This is a genomic window from Clostridium sp. HCS.1, from assembly GCF_047900555.1.
Classification (GTDB): domain Bacteria; phylum Bacillota; class Clostridia; order Clostridiales; family Clostridiaceae; genus Clostridium.
In genome coordinates this window covers 1,393,409-1,410,725 of the sequence record NZ_CP170704.1, presented here as the reverse complement: position 1 = coordinate 1,410,725, position 17,317 = coordinate 1,393,409, and the positions used below count along the sequence as shown (strand labels likewise).

Genomic DNA, 17,317 nt, shown 5'->3' with positions numbered 1-17,317 from the left:
TTTTTCCAAAATATTCGTGTACTCTTTTTGTATAAAGTGTATACTATTCATTTTTTGTTTTCAGATATTTACATAAATTCTTTAAATGTTTCTTTAAAGGAATCTATATTCATTGGAAATATTCTAATTCTTTTTAATGAATGCAAGCCATCACTAGCATTTGATATTCCATATTCAGTTGTCACTGCTGCTTTAATTCCTATCTCCTTTTCAACTTCTATAGTTTCTTCATCATATTTACCTACAGGATAGCAAAGAAAATTACTATCTACTCCAACTTTTTCTTTTAATGCTTTTCTACCTTCTTCAATAATCGCAATTTTATCCTCTCTAGATATATTTGTGAATTCTATATGTCTTGAAGTATGATTTTCAATTCCCATACCATTCTTACTCATTTCTTTAAGCATAGAAGAATTCATGTAATAACTATCTACATCTGTAATATTTGTTATTATAAAGAATGTACCCTTCATATTATTTTCTTTTAGTATTCTATAGGCATCTGAGTAATTATCTGCATATCCATCATCAAAAGTTATAGCAACTGGCTTTTTAGGAACATAGCCCGTTTCATAAGCCTTTACTACATCCTCTAATAACATTGGTGTAAATCCATTTTCCTTTAACCATTTAACTTCTTCTTCAAATTGTTTTACTGGAACTAGTAAGCTATTATTTGGATCAGAATCAGAAATTGAATGATACATAAGTATTGGAATTCTTACTGAACTTTTATCTATATTTATATAATTCTCCTTTTCCTTTTCTTCTATCTTCTCCTTTTCATGGATTATTTCTTCATTCTTCTTATCATCGCTATTATCATTCTTTAAATTCTCATTCCTATATATAGCTTGAATTTTCATTATATATTTATTCTCATAAATATATTTCCCAACAAAGACTATTAATATAATTAATATTATTGCTGATATTATCTTTGTAAATTTCACCATTTTATTTACCCCTTTTTATTAATATAAACAAAATATACCTTTACATATTTTGTTTGTCAATCCATTATAATCCATAAATTCTTTATGATTTCTTTATTTTTTCTTAAATCATTGTTTAAAATGTTTTATTTTTGTATAATTAATCTAAAATATTATTTAAGGAGTGTTTTTATTGTTTGGATACGTAACTCCTCTAAAAGCAGAACTTAAAGTAAAGGATTTTACAAGGTTCAGAAGTTACTACTGTGGCTTATGCCTTCATATAAAAAAGGGAGCAGGAAATCTACCCAGAATGGTTTTGAACTATGATATGACATTTTTAGCTGTACTTTTAGATTCATTATCCATAAAAGAACCTGATTTTGAACTTAAACGTTGTATTGTTCATCCAATAGAAAAAAAACCTGTTGTTATGAACAATGATGCTCTTGAATATTCAGCTGCAATGAATTTGACACTATATTATCATAAAATTAAAGATGATATAGAAGATGATAATGATATAAAAAGTAAGGTGCTAGAAAAAATTCTTTATCCTTATCAAAAGAAAATTAATAAGTCTATAGATGATATAAATATTATTATCAAAAATAATCTTAAAGAATTAAGAGAACTTGAAAATAATAAGAACTTTTATTCTATAGATGAAATATGCCATCCCTTTAGTGATATAGTAGGAAATATTCTTAAAGGTTATCCTAATGAATTAATTAATGATAGTGAAGAATTAAGAAATTATTTATATAGTCTAGGCTATACATTAGGTAAATGGATATATTTAATTGATGCCTTTGATGATTTAAAAAAAGATATTAAAGATAAAAAATTTAACCCTATAAATTTTTTATATAACAATAATAATTCATCCTTTGAAGAGCTATTGCCTTTAATTAAAGATAGAATTGAATTTACTATACTTAATTGTAGTTATAATTGTAAGGATATATTAGAAAGGTTACCTTTAAAAAGGAATGAAGACATACTAAAAAACATTTTAGAACTGGGAATGATGGAAAAATACTTAGGAGTTTTAAATAATACTAGTGAAGATAAAAGGAGTGACAAATAATGAACCCATATGAAGTTCTTGGATTAAAACCTGGTGCAAGTCAAGAGGAAATAAAAAAAGCATATAGAAATTTAATTAAACAATATCACCCTGATCAATATGGTGATAACCCATTAAAAGAATTAGCAGAAGAAAAGGTAAGAGAAATTAATACAGCTTATGATATGTTAACTAAAAATTCTAACGGAGCTTATGACAATTCTTACAATAGCTCTTATAATAGTTCTTACAATAGTTCAAGTTATACAAATAATAATTCTAATGATGCATATGCTTTATCAGAAATCAGAAGGTTAATTCAATCAAGAAACTTTGCTGAAGCAGAAAGAAGATTAAACTCTATTCAAACTAGAAATGCTGAATGGAATTTCTTATATGGAGTAATATTAACTAATAAGGGTTGGTTTGACGCTGGTCTAAACCATATTCAAACTGCTGTTAATATGGATCCAAATAACTTTGAATATAGGCAAACATTAAATTCACTACATCAAAGAACTTCAGCCTATAGTGGAAACTACTATAGAACTACTGGTAACTCTTCAGCAAATGCATGTGATTGTTGTATTAATCTTTGGTGTTTAGACTCACTATGCGAATGTATGGGTGGAGACCTTATAGGATGCTGTTAATAGGAAATAGGTGGTGTTTAATCTATGAAAACTAAAGAAATTACTTTAAGTGGAATTTTAACTGGGTTAACAATAGTTATTTTATACTTAAATCTACTATTACCTATAAGTACAATAAGTATACTTACTTTAGCCTCTCTTTTAGTTCCAATTGCTTTAATTAGAGGCTCCATGAAAAGCGCTATTTTGGTTTATGTATCTTCATCTATTATAGGTTTATTTATACTTCCATTAAATATTATGATTTTATACATACTATTTTTTGGAATTTACGGAATAGTAAAGTTTTATATAGAAAAGATAAACAAGCTACCCTTAGAGATTTTTATAAAAATAATATTTTTTAATATAATATTATTTTTATCATTTTTTGTATTTAAAACTTTTATACCAATTGAAATAACTAAACTTCCTATAGGGATATTCTTAATAATAGCAGAGATAGTTTTTTTAGTTTATGATTATGCATTAACATTATTAATATCTTTTTACTTACAAAGAATTCATCCAAAACTATAAAGGGGCTGTAATACAGCCCCTAATTAAAAATTTTTCATTTTACATTGTGCCACAGCACATTTAGTCTAAGAAAGAAAATAAAATTTCTAATCCACCTTCAATAATTATCCCAATAGTTCCTAAAATTTTTTCAAAAATTTTATATTTCTTCTTTTCTACTTTATTTTGTATTTTATTAGATTTTATTCTATCACTTGGATCAGTTGTATAATAATAAGCATCTTCATAACTCTTTATTTCGTTGAAAATAATTTTATTTTCATCACTACTCAAAACTCTCTCCCCTAACCATTACTTTTAAATTTATACTTCTATTTTATTAAAGGTCTTTTTGTAAAATACTGCAAATACAGTTATTGTCGTTAAAGCCGCTATAATATCAGAAATAGGTTCTGCTGCTAGTACAGCTGCTAACTTATTGCCTTCACTAACAAAGGTTGGCAATATAAATATTAAAGGCACTAATAAAACTACCTTTCTAAGTAAAGCCATAATAAGTGATATCTTCGCTTGCCCTAAAGCAAGAAAAGTTTGTTGACATGCTATTTGAGCTCCAAAAATTATTATTCCACCAAAGAATATTCTAATACTCCAAGCTGTTATTTCCACAAGTTCAGGCTTATTATTAAATATGCCAACAAAGAACCTTGGAAATATCATTAAAGCACTCCACATTAAAACTGTGTAAACTAAGCAACTAGATAATAATAATTTAAATGTTTTTTTAACTCTTTCTATTTTTTTCGCGCCAAAATTATAACTTATTATAGGCTGTGCTCCTTGTGATAACCCTAAAAGAGGTAAAGTTACAATTTGCATAATGCTACTCATAATAGTCATTGCACCTACTGCTAAATCTCCTCCATAAATCTGAAGCTTATTGTTAAGACTTACTAACACTAAGCTTTCTGTAGCTTGCATAATAAAAGGAGATACTCCTAAAGCAGTTATAGGTAATAAAACCTTAAGCTTTGGAACTAAATACTCTTTTCTTATCTTTAATATACTCTTTCTTCCAAAAAGGAAAATTAATACCCAAACTGCTGATACAAATTGAGAAAATATAGTTGCAAGTGCTGCACCTTTTACTCCTAAATTAAAAGTAAAAATTAAAATAGGATCTAAAATTATATTTATAATAGCACCTATAACAACTGTCATCATTCCAATTTTAGCAAAGCCTTGAGTATTAATAAAAGAATTCATACCAAGAGCAATTTGAACAAAGATTGTTCCAATTAAATAAATACTTAAATAATCAACTGCATATTTAATAGTTGATTCACTAGCACCAAAAGCCCATAATAGCTTTTCTTTAAAAATGAAAAATCCAACTGTACAAATTATTCCTATTATCACTAGTGTAGAAAAACTATTACTTATAATTTTTTCTGCACCATCGTTATCTTTTTCTCCCATTTTTATTGCAGCTAGAGGTGCTCCTCCCATGCCAATAAGAGCTGAAAAAGCAGAAATTATCATTATTATGGGAAAAGCTACCCCTACTCCTGCCATTGCAATTTCTCCACTTGTCATTCTTCCAATAAATATTCTATCAACTATGTTATACAGAACATTAACAAGCTGAGCAATAATTGCTGGAAAAGCTAAACTTACTAATAACCTTCCTACTGAACCTTCTCCAAGATTCTTCTTAACTTTAGTCATATATTAATCTCTCCTTCTGAAAAGTATTTTCGCTTTTAATCTACGATTATTAATTTATACTTATTTCAACAAATAATACTACTATTAAAAGAAAAATCTTTAAAGAATTTCCGAGAAAAATTCAAATATATTTTACACTATTTCCTTACCAAAGGGCATTAAAGATAGTTTAGCCAACTTTAAAGATTGTGCAGCAAATGGTATTCCAACAATTGTTATGCATAAGAACAATGCACTTATTAAATTAGCTACACAAAGCTCAAAGCCACCAAATACTATCCATAACAAATTAGCTATTAAACTTACCCCACTATCATTAGTAGTGACTACTTTTTTTCCAAAGGGTGCTAATTGTAATGTTGCCATTTTAAAGCATTGTTTTCCCACTGGTATTCCAATTATTGTTATAGACCACAAACAACCTAAAACAAACCATCCTAAAGCATTAAAAAAGCCACCAAAAATAAACCAAATAATATTTCCCAAACAAGACAAAAAAATCTCCCCCTTTTTTATTACTAATTATAAACTACTTATCTTAATTGAACTAAAGCACAATTTTCTATTACATTTATTCCATTTTCCTTGCAGTAAGTTAATATTTCTTCACTTTCTGCACCTGGTTGTACTAACACATTTTTAATTCCTAATGAATTAGCTTCTTTTATATATTCAATTCCTAATTTAGAATTAATACATAAATCTATTGCATCAATCTTATAAGGCACTTCCTTAATAGTTTTATAAACTCCTTCTCCCCCCTTAGGATGAACTCCACTTACTGTATATCCCTTATCTTTAAATTTATTCAAAATCCTATATGCATACTTTGAACTGTTAGTTACATCACCTATGACAATCCAATTTTTTTCTTTAATTAATTCTTTTATATCCATAATAAACCTCCTCAATTACTCTTTAGTTATACTATATACAAATACTCTATATTCATCAACTATAAATGTTGACTTATAATATAATAAAATATATAATTGTGTATATTAAAATTATATATTTGGCTATGAGTAGGAGTAGTATTATAAGTTTTATGCTTTAGAGAGCTGTTGGTTGCTGAAAAACAGTGCATAGAATATAAGAACTTGCCTATGAGCTTACTTGTTAAAAGCAAGTACGGGTGACCCCCGTTATATTTTTGAGTGAGAAAATTTATATTTTCTAATAAGAGTGGTACCGCGAATATATCCTTCGTCTCTTAATTGAGATGAGGGATTTTTTTATTCTTTTTACAATCAAGAGTTATTTTAGAGGAGGATTAATAATGGCTAAATACGGAACTTCCATTGATAAGAAGTGGCAAGATAAGTGGGAAGAAACTAATCTTTATAAGTTCGACCCAAATAAGGATGGAGAAAAATTATATGTACTAGAAATGTTCTCCTATCCATCAGGTAGCCAATTACATGCAGGTCATTGGTTTAACTATGGACCAGTTGATTCATGGGCTAGAATGAAGAGAATGCAAGGATATAATGTATTCCAACCAATGGGCTTTGATGCTTTTGGACTTCCAGCTGAAAACTATGCAATAAAAACTGGAATTCATCCGAAGGATTCAACTGATAAGAATATTGAAACTATGGAAAAACAATTAAAAGCTATGGGAGCTATGTTTAACTGGGAAAATGAAGTTATAACATGTCATCCTGATTATTATAAATGGACTCAATGGGTATTCTTAAAATTATATGAAAAAGGCTTAGCATATAGAAAGAAAGCTCCTGTAAATTGGTGTCCATCTTGTAACACAGTTTTAGCAAATGAGCAAGTTGTTGAAGGTCTTTGTGAAAGATGTTCTACAGAAGTAACAAAGAAAGACTTAACTCAATGGTTCTTAAAAATTACTGATTATGCTGATGAATTACTAGAAAAATTAGATACTTTAGATTGGCCTGAAAAAACTGTAGCAATGCAAAAACACTGGATTGGAAAATCTACTGGTGCAGAAGTTACATTTAAAGTTAAAGATTCAGATTTAAAATTTGATGTATTTACAACTAGAGTTGATACTTTAAATGGTGTAACTTATGTAGTATTAGCTCCAGAAAATCCATTAGTTGATGCCCTTACTAAAGCAGAATATAAAGATTCGGTTGAAAACTATAAAGAAGAAGCTAAAAAGCAATCTGATATAGAAAGACAATCCTTATCTAGAGAAAAAACTGGTGTATTTACAGGATCTTATGCAATAAATCCTATAAATAATAAAGAAGTACCTATTTGGGTTGGGGATTATGTATTATCAACTTATGGTACTGGTGCTGTTATGGCTGTTCCAGCTCATGATGAAAGAGATTTTGCTTTTGCAACTAAATTCAATTTACCAATTGAAAGAGTTATTACTAGTAAAAATGGTGAAAATGAAGAATTACCTTATTGTGAATATGGCAAATTAGTTAATTCAGGTGAATTTGATGGACTTACAACTGAAGAAGCAAAAGAAAAAATCGTTGAAAAATTAGCTTCTATGAATCTTGGATCAGCAAAAGTTAATTATAGATTAAGAGATTGGCTTGTATCTAGACAAAGATATTGGGGTGCACCAATTCCAATAATACATTGTGATGATTGTGGAACAGTTGCAGTTCCAGAAAATCAATTACCAGTTGAACTTCCATACGATGTTGAGTTTGCTCCAGATGGAAAATCACCTCTTGCAAAATGTGATTCTTTTGTAAATACAACTTGTCCAAAGTGTGGAAAGCCTGCTAAAAGAGAAGTAGATACTTTAGATACTTTCGTTTGCTCATCTTGGTATCAATTAAGATATCCAGATAGTAAAAATACAGAAAAAGCCTTTGATAAAGATATAGTAAATAAAATGCTTCCTGTTGATAAGTATGTTGGCGGTCCAGAACATGCTTGCATGCACTTATTATATGCTAGATTTATAACTAAGGCTTTAAGAGATATGGGATACCTAGACTTTGATGAGCCATTTAAATCATTAACACATCAGGGTTTAATACTTGGACCAGATGGATTAAAGATGAGTAAATCAAAAGGAAATACTATTTCTCCAAATGATTATATCTCTGAATATGGTTCAGATGTATTTAGAATGTATTTAATGTTTGGATTTGCATATGTGGAAGGTGGAGCTTGGAGTGATGATGGTCTTAAATCTGTTGCAAGATTTGTAGATAGAATTGAAAGATACCTTGAAACTGCAAGAGAAGCAATAGAAAAAGGTGAAAATAACAAAACTACTATGGATAAATCAGAAAAAGAATTAAACTTCTGGTTACACAATGCAATTAAAGGTGTAACTGAAGATGCTGATAAAATGCAATTCAATACTGCTATAGCAAGAATGATGGAATTTGTAAATGCTTTATCTAAATATCTACAAGAAGATGTTAAGAACTTAGAATTCTTAAAGAATACTTGTATTGACTTCTTAAAGATATTAGCACCATTTGCTCCTCACTTTGCTGAAGAACAATGGAGTTTACTTGGATTAGAGTATTCAATCTTTAATCAAGCATGGCCAACATTTGATGCTAAAGCTTTAGTTAAAGATGAAGTTGAAATTGCAATTCAAGTTAATGGAAAGATAAAAGCTAAGATTAACGTTCCTACAGATTTAGATGAAGAAGGAATTAAGGCTGCTTCATTAGCTAATGAAAATATAATAGCTGCAACTAAAGGCAAAAATATAGTTAAAGTTATTGTTATTAAAGGAAGATTAGTAAATATAGTAGTTAAATAGAAAAAGGCACACACGTGCCTTTTTTATTTATTAAATTTTGATTTTTTCAAAGTAAAGTACAATAATACTATTGCAATTAATGTTATAGCTAATCTTATATAATTTTGCTGGATATTAATTAAGTCATAACTAACTAATGCTTCTAAAGCTATAGAAGGAATTTTTCCAAAGAAAGTTGATATATTAAAAATACTTCCATTAACATTACTAATTGAAGCAGCTAATGTTACTAGACCTGATGGGATAAATGGAATTAATCTCCCCTCAAAAATCAACAAGCCTACTTTTCTTCCTTCCCCTTCTACTATTGCATTTATTAGTCTATGTTTATTTTTTATACTTTCTGCACTCTTTTTAAATCCTAATCTATATACTATAAAAGTTATGTATCCACCTATGACTTCACCTAATAAAGATATTATAAAGCCTAAGATTGGTCCAAAAAACACTATATTTGCTCCAGTAATAAATATAGATGGAATAACTCCTAATAAAGCAATTATAATGCTTATAAGTAAAGATATAGGAATTGAATACATACTATACTGTTGAAATAAATCAACTAAATCATTTAAATTAAACATATCTATAATTTAATAATCTAACACTTCTTTAAAATCAGCTAACACTTTACTTACTAATCTTTCATCAAGTTGCTTATAATATTTTAATAAATTAGCTTCTTGAAGTGCTCCGAATATATTCTTGCTAATTTCCATCCATAATTCAGGTATGTATACCCATACTATTTCTTCATATTTACAACTTAAAAGAAAATGCTCCAGTCCCCAAAATAAGTACTCTTCTATTTTATGTATTTCATTGAATTTTATATAATCATCTACTACTCTAGGATGTAATTTATATTCATAAATATCTACGTAAAAATAATTAAATTCTTCACTACTAGCTTCAAAAGCATCTTTATTTATTATTTTTATCTTTTCATTATCTTCAAAATTTGAATAATATAAATCTATAACATCCTTTTCTTGCTCATAAACTATAATTTCATCTACATTTGACTTTTTTGCTAATTCTTGAGCTACGTATCCAAGACCTAAACCAACTATTCCAACTTTTCCTTTAGCATATTTTATAAACATATAGGAGCTTTCTATTTCAATAGGTGATATTCTCATCCAAATATTATCAGGTCCTTGTAGTTCTATAATATCTGTATTTATTCTACCTTTTCTTCTACACATGTATCCATCTATAAAATCACTATTGTTACTTTTTTTTATTATTTCAAAGTTTCCAATCCTTCCTTCGGATATGGAATCATTATACTCTTTAACTTTATCATATATATAATTATTATCGTACGGTTTCAAAATAAAACACTCCTTCTAATTAAATGTCAAGTACTTATAAATATAATTATATTTATGATGTAATATAATGACAATAACTATTTATAAAATTTTACTATGTTTTGCATAAAAAAACACTTGATATTTAAACTTACTATGTTATACTAGTGATATAAATTATCATTTAGAAATAGAAGGTGAAAATATGGATAAGATTTTAATAAGTGAAGAAGCTTACCAAGAATTCAAAGGATTCTTAGACGAAAATGAAGTAGATAATTACAGCATTAGAATTAACTTAGCTGGATTTGGTTGTAGTGGTCCTGCTTTTAATATATCTGTTGATGACGCGAAAGACGGAGATTTAACTCAAAAAGTTAATGATATAGTTTTCGTTGTTGAAGAAAAATTAGTAGATGAATTCGGCGGATTTAGATTACTTTCAACTGATGAAAATGAAGGAAGAGGATTATCTCTTAAACCCTTAATAGAAGTTGAAGGCGGATGTGGATCTTGCGGTGGCGGATGTCATTAATTATCAATAATAATTTGATAACATAAATTAAACTCAAGCTTATTGCTTGAGTTTTTTTGTATTAAAAAAGGCACCTAAGTGCCTTTATCTAAACATTACCATGCAATAATTTCTGCTCCATCTTCTGTAACTAAAACTGTATATTCCCATTGTGCTGAATATCCACCATCTGCTGTAAATACAGTCCAATCATCATCTTCATCTACAAAAACTTCATAGTCCCCTTGATTAAGCATTGGCTCAATAGTAAATACCATTCCAGGAACTAAAACCATACCTTCTCCTCTTTCCCCAACATGTGCAACAAAAGGTTCTTCATGAAACTCTATTCCAACTCCATGACCACCAAAGGCTCTTACTACTGAAAATCCATTTGCTTCTGCATGCTCTTGAATAACAGCCCCAATATCACCTAAGAATCCCCATGGCTTTACTGCTGCTAAGCCCTTATCTAAACATTCCTTAGTGACTCTTACTAGTTTCTCATCTTCTTCAGATACATTTCCAATCATAAACATTCTTGAAGCATCTGAATAATATCCATTATATATAGTTGATACATCAACATTAACTATATCGCCATCCATTAGTACTGTATCTTCGCTTGGTATTCCATGACATACTATATCATTAATTGATACACATACGCTCTTTGGATAACCATCATAATTTAATGGCGCAGGTATAGCTCCACTATTAACAGTAAAATCATGGACTAACTTATCAATTTCCTCTGTGCTCATTCCTAATTTTATCTTTTCTTGAACTAGATCTAGTACTGCATTATTTATTTTTGCACTTTCTCTTATTCCTTGAATTTGTTCTTCATTCTTTATCATATCTCTTGTTGGAACTTCATATCCTTTATGCTTTAATGCCTCTAACTTTTCATCAAATTCTAAATGGCACTTTTTATACTTTTTACCACTATTACACCAACATTGATCATTTCTATTTAAATTCATAACCTACCTCCTTAATACTATATTGCTTATTAAGATTTTATCAAATAGTATTATTTATCATCTATATATTAATATATCACAAATAGCATAAAAAAGGAGATGATTAACTAGAAAAAATAGTTTTCATCTCCTAAATATTATTCTTTAAATGTGAATTCATAATCTGAATACGGTTCAATAACAGAATTCATACCTTCTAAAATATCTATCCAATAGGATTTTTTAATATAGGTAATTTCTCTATCATCAACATCTATATTTTTTAATTTAGTTTCGTTAAAATCTTTATAAAAGTCATTAATTTCATGAGTCAAATTATACATTTCAGTAAAATTATCTAATACGTCGCCCTCTAAAATTACCTTATCATTATTAGTTCTCATTTCATAATTTAACTGCTCAAATAGCAGACATTCCACTCTTGAATACACTTCAGTCGGTACTTGATTTGGAATTTTAGATTTTTTATTTATTGAAATTAATTCTTCTTTCCCATACTCTTTATAACTTATCCATAAGGAATTAAATTCCTTTGATATAGAGCTATAGTTCTTATATAAAGCTAATAACTCTTCATTACTAACACTTTTAGCTTTTATACACTTGTCTAAAGTAGCTAATGAACTTTCATTTCTATTTCGAATTTCTTCAATACTCTTATAGGTTTCTCTACCTATTATTATTTTATATCTAGAGTTCATTATTGAAGTGTAAACGTTTATGAGTAAACTAACAAACAAAACAAAAATAATTAATAACACACTAGCATTCTTGCTTATTTTAAAAGATTTCATAAAACACCCCCACATGAAATGTATTATATCATAAATTATTTTCTTTTTCCAGTATTCATACACCTATTAGTATTAGACAGCTTAAATAGATAAAAATACCTAATTTATAAATAAAAAAAGGACTCCCTAAGGAGCCTTCATAATATTTTTAAATCTTTACTTCTTATCTATTTATTAGTAATACCTTCCGTGTTCTTGTTGATATTCTTTTATCATTTCAAGTCCAGCAGTTCCACCTTCACCTTTTTCAACCTTTACAGAAATTCTCTTTATTTCTCCATAGGGTTCTTCTAAAGATAGTTCTTCATCTCCAGTTATTACCCATATAGTATTAGCTTTATAAGGTTTCACTTCTAATTCCTTTTCTCCAACTCCATCTGTAAAATATATTAGCACAGAATTTCTTAAGTTGTTTTCTTTTATATATCTAAATACTGGTGAGAATTTTGTAGATCCATTCTTAGAAGATCTCTTTTTAATATCATTTTTTGATTTTATCTCATATATACGTCTTATTTCATTATCACACTCTATTACAGTTATTTTATTTGTTCTAGTTCTAGTAATTTCTAAGACTTCAATTAAAATCTTATTAAACTCCTCTTCACTCATAGAAGCACTGATATCTAAAGCAACTATAACTTCAGGAACATTATTTGGAAGAGTTCCTCTTAAATCTAACCTTTCAGGTTGCCTTCTATTTCTTCTCATTATGGTTTTCTTTTCTCCTGCTCTTAATGAAGGTATTACCTTTTTAAGAGCATCTTGCCAAGATATCTCTGCTTTTTCAGTATAAGAGTCAATAATTCCTACTATGTCCTTTGGGGCTTTTCCTTTATAAGAACCAATGGCAGTTTTTTTAGTTAAGTCCTTTATAGAATCTTGAGTAAGAGTACTTTCTTCCCACACATCATGAGCTTTAGAAATATCTATCATTTCGCCTATATCATTATTTTTATCATCCTTCATAGTATCTGTTAATTTAGATTTAATTGCTTTTTCAATTTGTTCAGCATATATTTCAATTGGCTTATCTTCTGTTAAGTTAGAACCATATTCTTTATTAACTCTTTCAATCTTATAACTATACATAGGAAGACTTTTTATAAATTGATTAATAGATATATCTACTGCTAAATTTACTGCAAGATTAGTATATTTTTGTTTAAGAATTCTCTCTCTTTCATGATGTCCATACATAATGTGATAAATCTCATGTTTAAATAATGCTTGCATTTCTCTTTTATCACAAGCTAAAAACAATAATGGATTGAAATACATTCTAAAACCTTGTATTTTAGGTATTGTTGCTAAAGGCCAAGTAATGTTAAACCTTATACTTCTTTCTATTCTAACCATAAATTGCCCAAAGAAGACATCTTCTCCTTCAAGCATATCAATGATTACAGTTTCAACTAATGAAAAAAATTCTCTTTCAAATCCGCTATAAACTTCTCCATTTTCTTTTATCTCTAAAGCTTGCTTTAATAAGCTATCTCTTCTTTCTTCAAAACTCATAAGGCCTCATCCTATTCATAAATACTAAAGAAGGAATCTAGGAACATATCTTCATATAATAAATCCATGTAGGTTTCTTCTTTTAAATCGCCCTTTATCTCTTTCATAATACCAAGCCTTAAATCCTTTGGATAACAAGTCAATAAATCTGCAAATAACTTTCTATTTACTTCACTGTTATTTTCATTTAGATATCTTATTGAATTCTTAGCTAGTATATATAATCTTGAATGGCTTTCTCCTCTTATTTGTTCTTTTACTTCTACAGGTAAAATTAAATAAGAGAATAAGTCTTCTGGCTTAATTAACGGATTTTTTATATTTTTAATATAATTAATAAAATCAGTTGCAATACTTACTCCAACATTTCCTTTAACTACATTATAGAAAGTATCTATTGAATAATTTTCAGTATTTCTTAAATAAACATTATATGATTTAGCAACTCTTTCCCAACTTCTTGGAGTTGCTTTAATTGATTCACTTGAATTTGTAACATTCAAAAATTCAGGGAAATTTGATAAAAATTCTATAATATGATCATGTACATTTACTTCACCATTCATAGCCCATTTCAACCATTCCTTAATATCTGAGCTTAGTTCTACCCAAACGAATCTATCTTCTTGTGCATTATCCATATCTACTACTTGATAATCAGTATCTTCAAATCCATCATATTTGTTAGAAGGATTCATAGCTGCCATTATTTTTACATTTTCATTTAATTTATATCCATTAATTTCTCTATTTAATATTAAATTCATTAGTTCTTGTTGAACTGCATGCTCACATCTATTAAGTTCATCTATAAATAGCATTACTCCATTATATTTACTGTCTGATATAGCATTATCAATTTCTATTAATTTATAATGGGTTGCATATCTTGTCCTCCCATTATCTACAATTGGAAGTCCACCGATTTCTCCTTCCTTTAATAGGTTAGCATCTATGTTTACTAAATAATAATTTTCTTCATTACATATTCTCTTTACCAATGAAGTCTTTCCTATACCTGCTTCACCAATTATTAAGGGAACACTACCTGATTCTAATACTAATTCAACGGTATTTATAGCTTCTGAAAATTTCATCTTCTCACCTCTTTTTATCTTGAAAGTTTATAATCAACTAAAAACACTTTAGCTTTCTTACTTCCATACGCTTTTATAAAATTAATTTTATTCATCTCTAGTATTTCTAATTCTAAAAAGTCCTTTATATACTTTTCATCAATTGATTCTTCTTTTACTTTTTCAATAACAACATTAACTACAAAATCTACATCAATAGAATCATATACATATTTAACGATTTTTATATTATCTCCAATTAATATTTTTAATTCATCTAAATTGAAGTTAATGTAATTAATAGCTTCTTCATTTTCTTTAATAGCTTCTCTTCTAACTTCCAAAGTAGGATTATCAATAAATTTAATAGCTGCCCAATATTTTTTAACCGCAGCTAATTGGACCTTTTCTGATGGTTCCTTTATATACTTTATTGAATCATAATCCTTAGATACCGCTTTTAATTGAATTTCTTCAGTAGGATTTTCTATAAATTGTATAGCCCATCCCTTAGCCTTTACTGCTTCAAATTTAACCCTATCTGTAGGATTTTTAATATACTTTAATGAATTCCAAAGTAATCTAACTGCTAAAATAGCATTTTCTTCCTCTAAATCTTCAATATACTCAACTGCTAACGGATTATTTTTAATTGCTATTTCCTTAACATTATTGCTTGGATTTTTTATATACTTTATTGCCAATCCATTTTTCTTAACTGCTTCTAATACTAAATCTTCACTTGGATTATCTATATATCTTATATGCAGTGGATTATCATATATCTTTTTTAACTCGTTATTTTCCATGTTTCTTCCCTTCTTAGTTATGAATTTACTCTATATTTTTCAATTAATAGTCAATTTTTATTCCATTACATTATACATCATGGAATCAATAATTACTATCATTATTATTTAATAGTTATTATTAAGAATTTACAATAAAAACAATTACATCTCCTTTAAAATCAAAAAAGGTAAAAGTATCTTAAAATACCTTTACCTTAATACATATCTAATAATTTACACTTTATTATTACTTATGCTCATGATTTCTTATATGATTCTCACAATAACACTTTTTACCTGAACATTTTGAACAATATCTAAAGTCCATTTTAGGATCTTCTTTTTCTGTAATTCCACAAACTTCACATTTATGAATAACTTCTCTTTCTTTTACCTGTGCTCTAAATTTTTGTTGTCTTCTATAATTTACTGCACCAGTAGTTGTTCCTGTAAATATATCTTTTCCAAAGAATAGGAAAAAGTTAAGTAATGGAACTAGAGTTAGTATTTTATCTCCTATTGATCCTGCTGATAAGAAGCTATATCCTATCATAAGCCAGTTAAATATAGCTAAGTATTTAACCTTAATTGGTATTATATAAAATAATAACACTTGGAAGTTTGGATATACTTTTGCAAATGCCAAAAATAATGAAAGGTTAATAAATGTTCCAGTAGCTTCTGCTCCAGTTATCATTGAAACAATAATAGTTGTAATCATTCCAACAAGGTAATAAAAGTTAAACTTAAACTCTCCCCACTCATGCTCTAATCCAGTACCAGCTAAATAATAAAAATACATTGAAAATATAAAAGAAATTATAGAATAACTTGATGGAACAAATATAAAAGTTACAAGTCTCCAAATTTCTCCATGCATTACCTTAGATGGTACTAAAGTTATATTATTAACTAAAGTAAAATCATTGCTTAATATAGTAAATCCATAAATAAGAATAGTTCCACTTATAACAATTAACATTAGATTTTTTATATAAAACTTTCCTATCTTTCTTTCTAGTTTATTTAACCAATTCATACAAATAGCTATCTCCTTTATAAATTATTTCTCACTATATATAATAAGTCTTCTATAGAAAAGTCTGTATTCTTCATAGATAGAGTTATCATATTATTTATTAAAAAAGAAGTTAATTTTCTAGTTTCAATATTCATAGTTATATCTTTATTTTCTTTATGTAATTCTATTATTTCATCAACAATTACATATAATTCATCTAATACATCATATTTAGTACAAGAATGAGATTTTTTATCACTATCTAACTTTTCTTCCTTAGTTAGTTCAAAGAAGACTTCTTTATGGTATATTAAAAATTTCTCTAATCCTAAATATATTAATTTTATTTTTTCTTCAAATGATATATTTTTCTCTTTAACAGTTCTTAAATCCTCTATTATCTGTATCCAGGTGTCATTAAATATTTCTCTAACTAAAGACATCTTATTTTCAAAATAATTATATACTGTCCCTAGTCCAATTTCACATCTATTAGCAAGTTCTCTCATGCTAAAATTTTTATAACCTTTATCTTCTAATAATTTATAACCTTCTTTTAGCATTGTTTCCCTTGGATTTTGTAAAATTTTAGGCATGGCACTTCACTCCTTTATTATAGTTTATATCAATATTTATATATTATCAACCAATGATATGCCATTTATTCTCTTCCATTTATTTACATATAGTTATATTATTAGTATACTTATATTATGTAAATTAT

General features: G+C 27.6%; 19 protein-coding genes and 1 other annotated feature. Of the genes, 5 read left to right on the top strand and 14 right to left on the bottom strand.

What is annotated here, in order from left to right:
* Positions 1 to 68: 68 nt before the first annotated feature.
* Entirely contained in the window at positions 69 to 959 is an 891-nt protein-coding gene (locus tag ACFYH6_RS06665) for a polysaccharide deacetylase family protein (RefSeq protein WP_416180200.1), read from the bottom strand.
* Positions 960 to 1,131: 172 nt separating this feature from the next.
* Here ACFYH6_RS06665 and ACFYH6_RS06660 point away from each other — a divergent pair, with 172 nt between their 5' ends.
* The 3 genes from ACFYH6_RS06660 to ACFYH6_RS06650 are packed head-to-tail and all read left to right on the top strand — an operon-like array spanning position 1,132 to position 3,179.
* Positions 1,132 to 2,028 (top strand): DUF5685 family protein, encoded by an 897-nt coding sequence (locus ACFYH6_RS06660; RefSeq protein WP_416180199.1) that lies wholly within the window; start codon positions 1,132 to 1,134, stop codon positions 2,026 to 2,028.
* On the top strand, positions 2,028 to 2,660 hold the full coding sequence (locus ACFYH6_RS06655; RefSeq protein WP_316343057.1) for a J domain-containing protein: 633 nt from the start codon (positions 2,028 to 2,030) through the stop codon (positions 2,658 to 2,660). Before ACFYH6_RS06660 ends, ACFYH6_RS06655 begins: the two co-directional genes overlap by 1 nt.
* A gap of 24 nt (positions 2,661 to 2,684) precedes the next feature.
* Positions 2,685 to 3,179: a hypothetical protein gene (locus tag ACFYH6_RS06650; RefSeq protein WP_416180198.1), complete on the top strand. Its 495-nt coding sequence runs from the start codon at positions 2,685 to 2,687 to the stop codon at positions 3,177 to 3,179.
* Between the two features lie 60 nt (positions 3,180 to 3,239).
* Here the strand turns inward: ACFYH6_RS06650 and ACFYH6_RS06645 are convergent, their stop codons facing one another.
* The 4 genes from ACFYH6_RS06645 to ACFYH6_RS06630 form a co-directional block, all read right to left on the bottom strand.
* Positions 3,240 to 3,452 carry a hypothetical protein gene (locus ACFYH6_RS06645; protein ID WP_416180197.1) on the bottom strand — a complete coding sequence of 71 codons (213 nt, stop codon included), beginning with the start codon at positions 3,450 to 3,452 and terminating at the stop codon, positions 3,240 to 3,242.
* 30 nt (positions 3,453 to 3,482) lie between these two features.
* Positions 3,483 to 4,847: an MATE family efflux transporter gene (locus tag ACFYH6_RS06640; protein WP_416180196.1), complete on the bottom strand. Its 1,365-nt coding sequence runs from the start codon at positions 4,845 to 4,847 to the stop codon at positions 3,483 to 3,485.
* Between the two features lie 132 nt (positions 4,848 to 4,979).
* Positions 4,980 to 5,342, bottom strand: coding sequence for a YccF domain-containing protein (locus ACFYH6_RS06635; RefSeq protein WP_316343053.1), 363 nt, complete (start codon positions 5,340 to 5,342; stop codon positions 4,980 to 4,982).
* 38 nt (positions 5,343 to 5,380) lie between these two features.
* Positions 5,381 to 5,743 (bottom strand): CoA-binding protein, encoded by a 363-nt coding sequence (locus tag ACFYH6_RS06630; protein WP_316343052.1) that lies wholly within the window; start codon positions 5,741 to 5,743, stop codon positions 5,381 to 5,383.
* Positions 5,744 to 5,859: 116 nt separating this feature from the next.
* Positions 5,860 to 6,064, top strand: a binding site (T-box leader).
* 62 nt (positions 6,065 to 6,126) lie between these two features.
* Here ACFYH6_RS06630 and leuS point away from each other — a divergent pair.
* Entirely contained in the window at positions 6,127 to 8,577 is a 2,451-nt protein-coding gene (gene leuS, locus ACFYH6_RS06625) for a leucine--tRNA ligase (RefSeq protein WP_316343051.1), read from the top strand.
* A 23-nt stretch (positions 8,578 to 8,600) separates the two neighbouring features.
* On the opposite strand, the gene ACFYH6_RS06620 is transcribed toward leuS, so the two are convergent.
* Together ACFYH6_RS06620 and ACFYH6_RS06615 are read right to left on the bottom strand one after the other, a co-directional pair.
* Positions 8,601 to 9,161: a VTT domain-containing protein gene (locus ACFYH6_RS06620; RefSeq protein WP_316343050.1), complete on the bottom strand. Its 561-nt coding sequence runs from the start codon at positions 9,159 to 9,161 to the stop codon at positions 8,601 to 8,603.
* 9 nt (positions 9,162 to 9,170) lie between these two features.
* Positions 9,171 to 9,914 carry a hypothetical protein gene (locus ACFYH6_RS06615; RefSeq protein WP_316343049.1) on the bottom strand — a complete coding sequence of 248 codons (744 nt, stop codon included), beginning with the start codon at positions 9,912 to 9,914 and terminating at the stop codon, positions 9,171 to 9,173.
* A 184-nt stretch (positions 9,915 to 10,098) separates the two neighbouring features.
* Here ACFYH6_RS06615 and ACFYH6_RS06610 point away from each other — a divergent pair, with 184 nt between their 5' ends.
* On the top strand, positions 10,099 to 10,428 hold the full coding sequence (locus tag ACFYH6_RS06610) for a HesB-like protein (RefSeq protein WP_316343048.1): 330 nt from the start codon (positions 10,099 to 10,101) through the stop codon (positions 10,426 to 10,428).
* Between the two features lie 95 nt (positions 10,429 to 10,523).
* Here the strand turns inward: ACFYH6_RS06610 and ACFYH6_RS06605 are convergent, their stop codons facing one another.
* The 7 genes from ACFYH6_RS06605 to ACFYH6_RS06575 form a co-directional block, all read right to left on the bottom strand.
* A complete protein-coding gene (locus tag ACFYH6_RS06605) occupies positions 10,524 to 11,393 on the bottom strand; it encodes a methionyl aminopeptidase (RefSeq protein ID WP_316343047.1) in 870 nt (289 codons plus the stop codon).
* A gap of 137 nt (positions 11,394 to 11,530) precedes the next feature.
* Entirely contained in the window at positions 11,531 to 12,187 is a 657-nt protein-coding gene (locus tag ACFYH6_RS06600) for a hypothetical protein (RefSeq protein ID WP_316343046.1), read from the bottom strand.
* A gap of 174 nt (positions 12,188 to 12,361) precedes the next feature.
* Positions 12,362 to 13,705 (bottom strand): VWA-like domain-containing protein, encoded by a 1,344-nt coding sequence (locus tag ACFYH6_RS06595; protein ID WP_316343045.1) that lies wholly within the window; start codon positions 13,703 to 13,705, stop codon positions 12,362 to 12,364.
* 11 nt (positions 13,706 to 13,716) lie between these two features.
* Positions 13,717 to 14,802, bottom strand: coding sequence for an AAA family ATPase (locus ACFYH6_RS06590; RefSeq protein ID WP_316343044.1), 1,086 nt, complete (start codon positions 14,800 to 14,802; stop codon positions 13,717 to 13,719).
* Positions 14,803 to 14,816: 14 nt separating this feature from the next.
* Entirely contained in the window at positions 14,817 to 15,590 is a 774-nt protein-coding gene (locus ACFYH6_RS06585) for a hypothetical protein (RefSeq protein WP_416180195.1), read from the bottom strand.
* A gap of 229 nt (positions 15,591 to 15,819) precedes the next feature.
* Entirely contained in the window at positions 15,820 to 16,611 is a 792-nt protein-coding gene (locus ACFYH6_RS06580; RefSeq protein WP_416180194.1) for a rhomboid family intramembrane serine protease, read from the bottom strand.
* Between the two features lie 17 nt (positions 16,612 to 16,628).
* The gene (locus ACFYH6_RS06575) at positions 16,629 to 17,189 is read right to left on the bottom strand and encodes a TetR/AcrR family transcriptional regulator (RefSeq protein ID WP_416180193.1); all 561 of its coding nucleotides are present in this window, start codon (positions 17,187 to 17,189) and stop codon (positions 16,629 to 16,631) included.
* Positions 17,190 to 17,317: the final 128 nt, after the last annotated feature.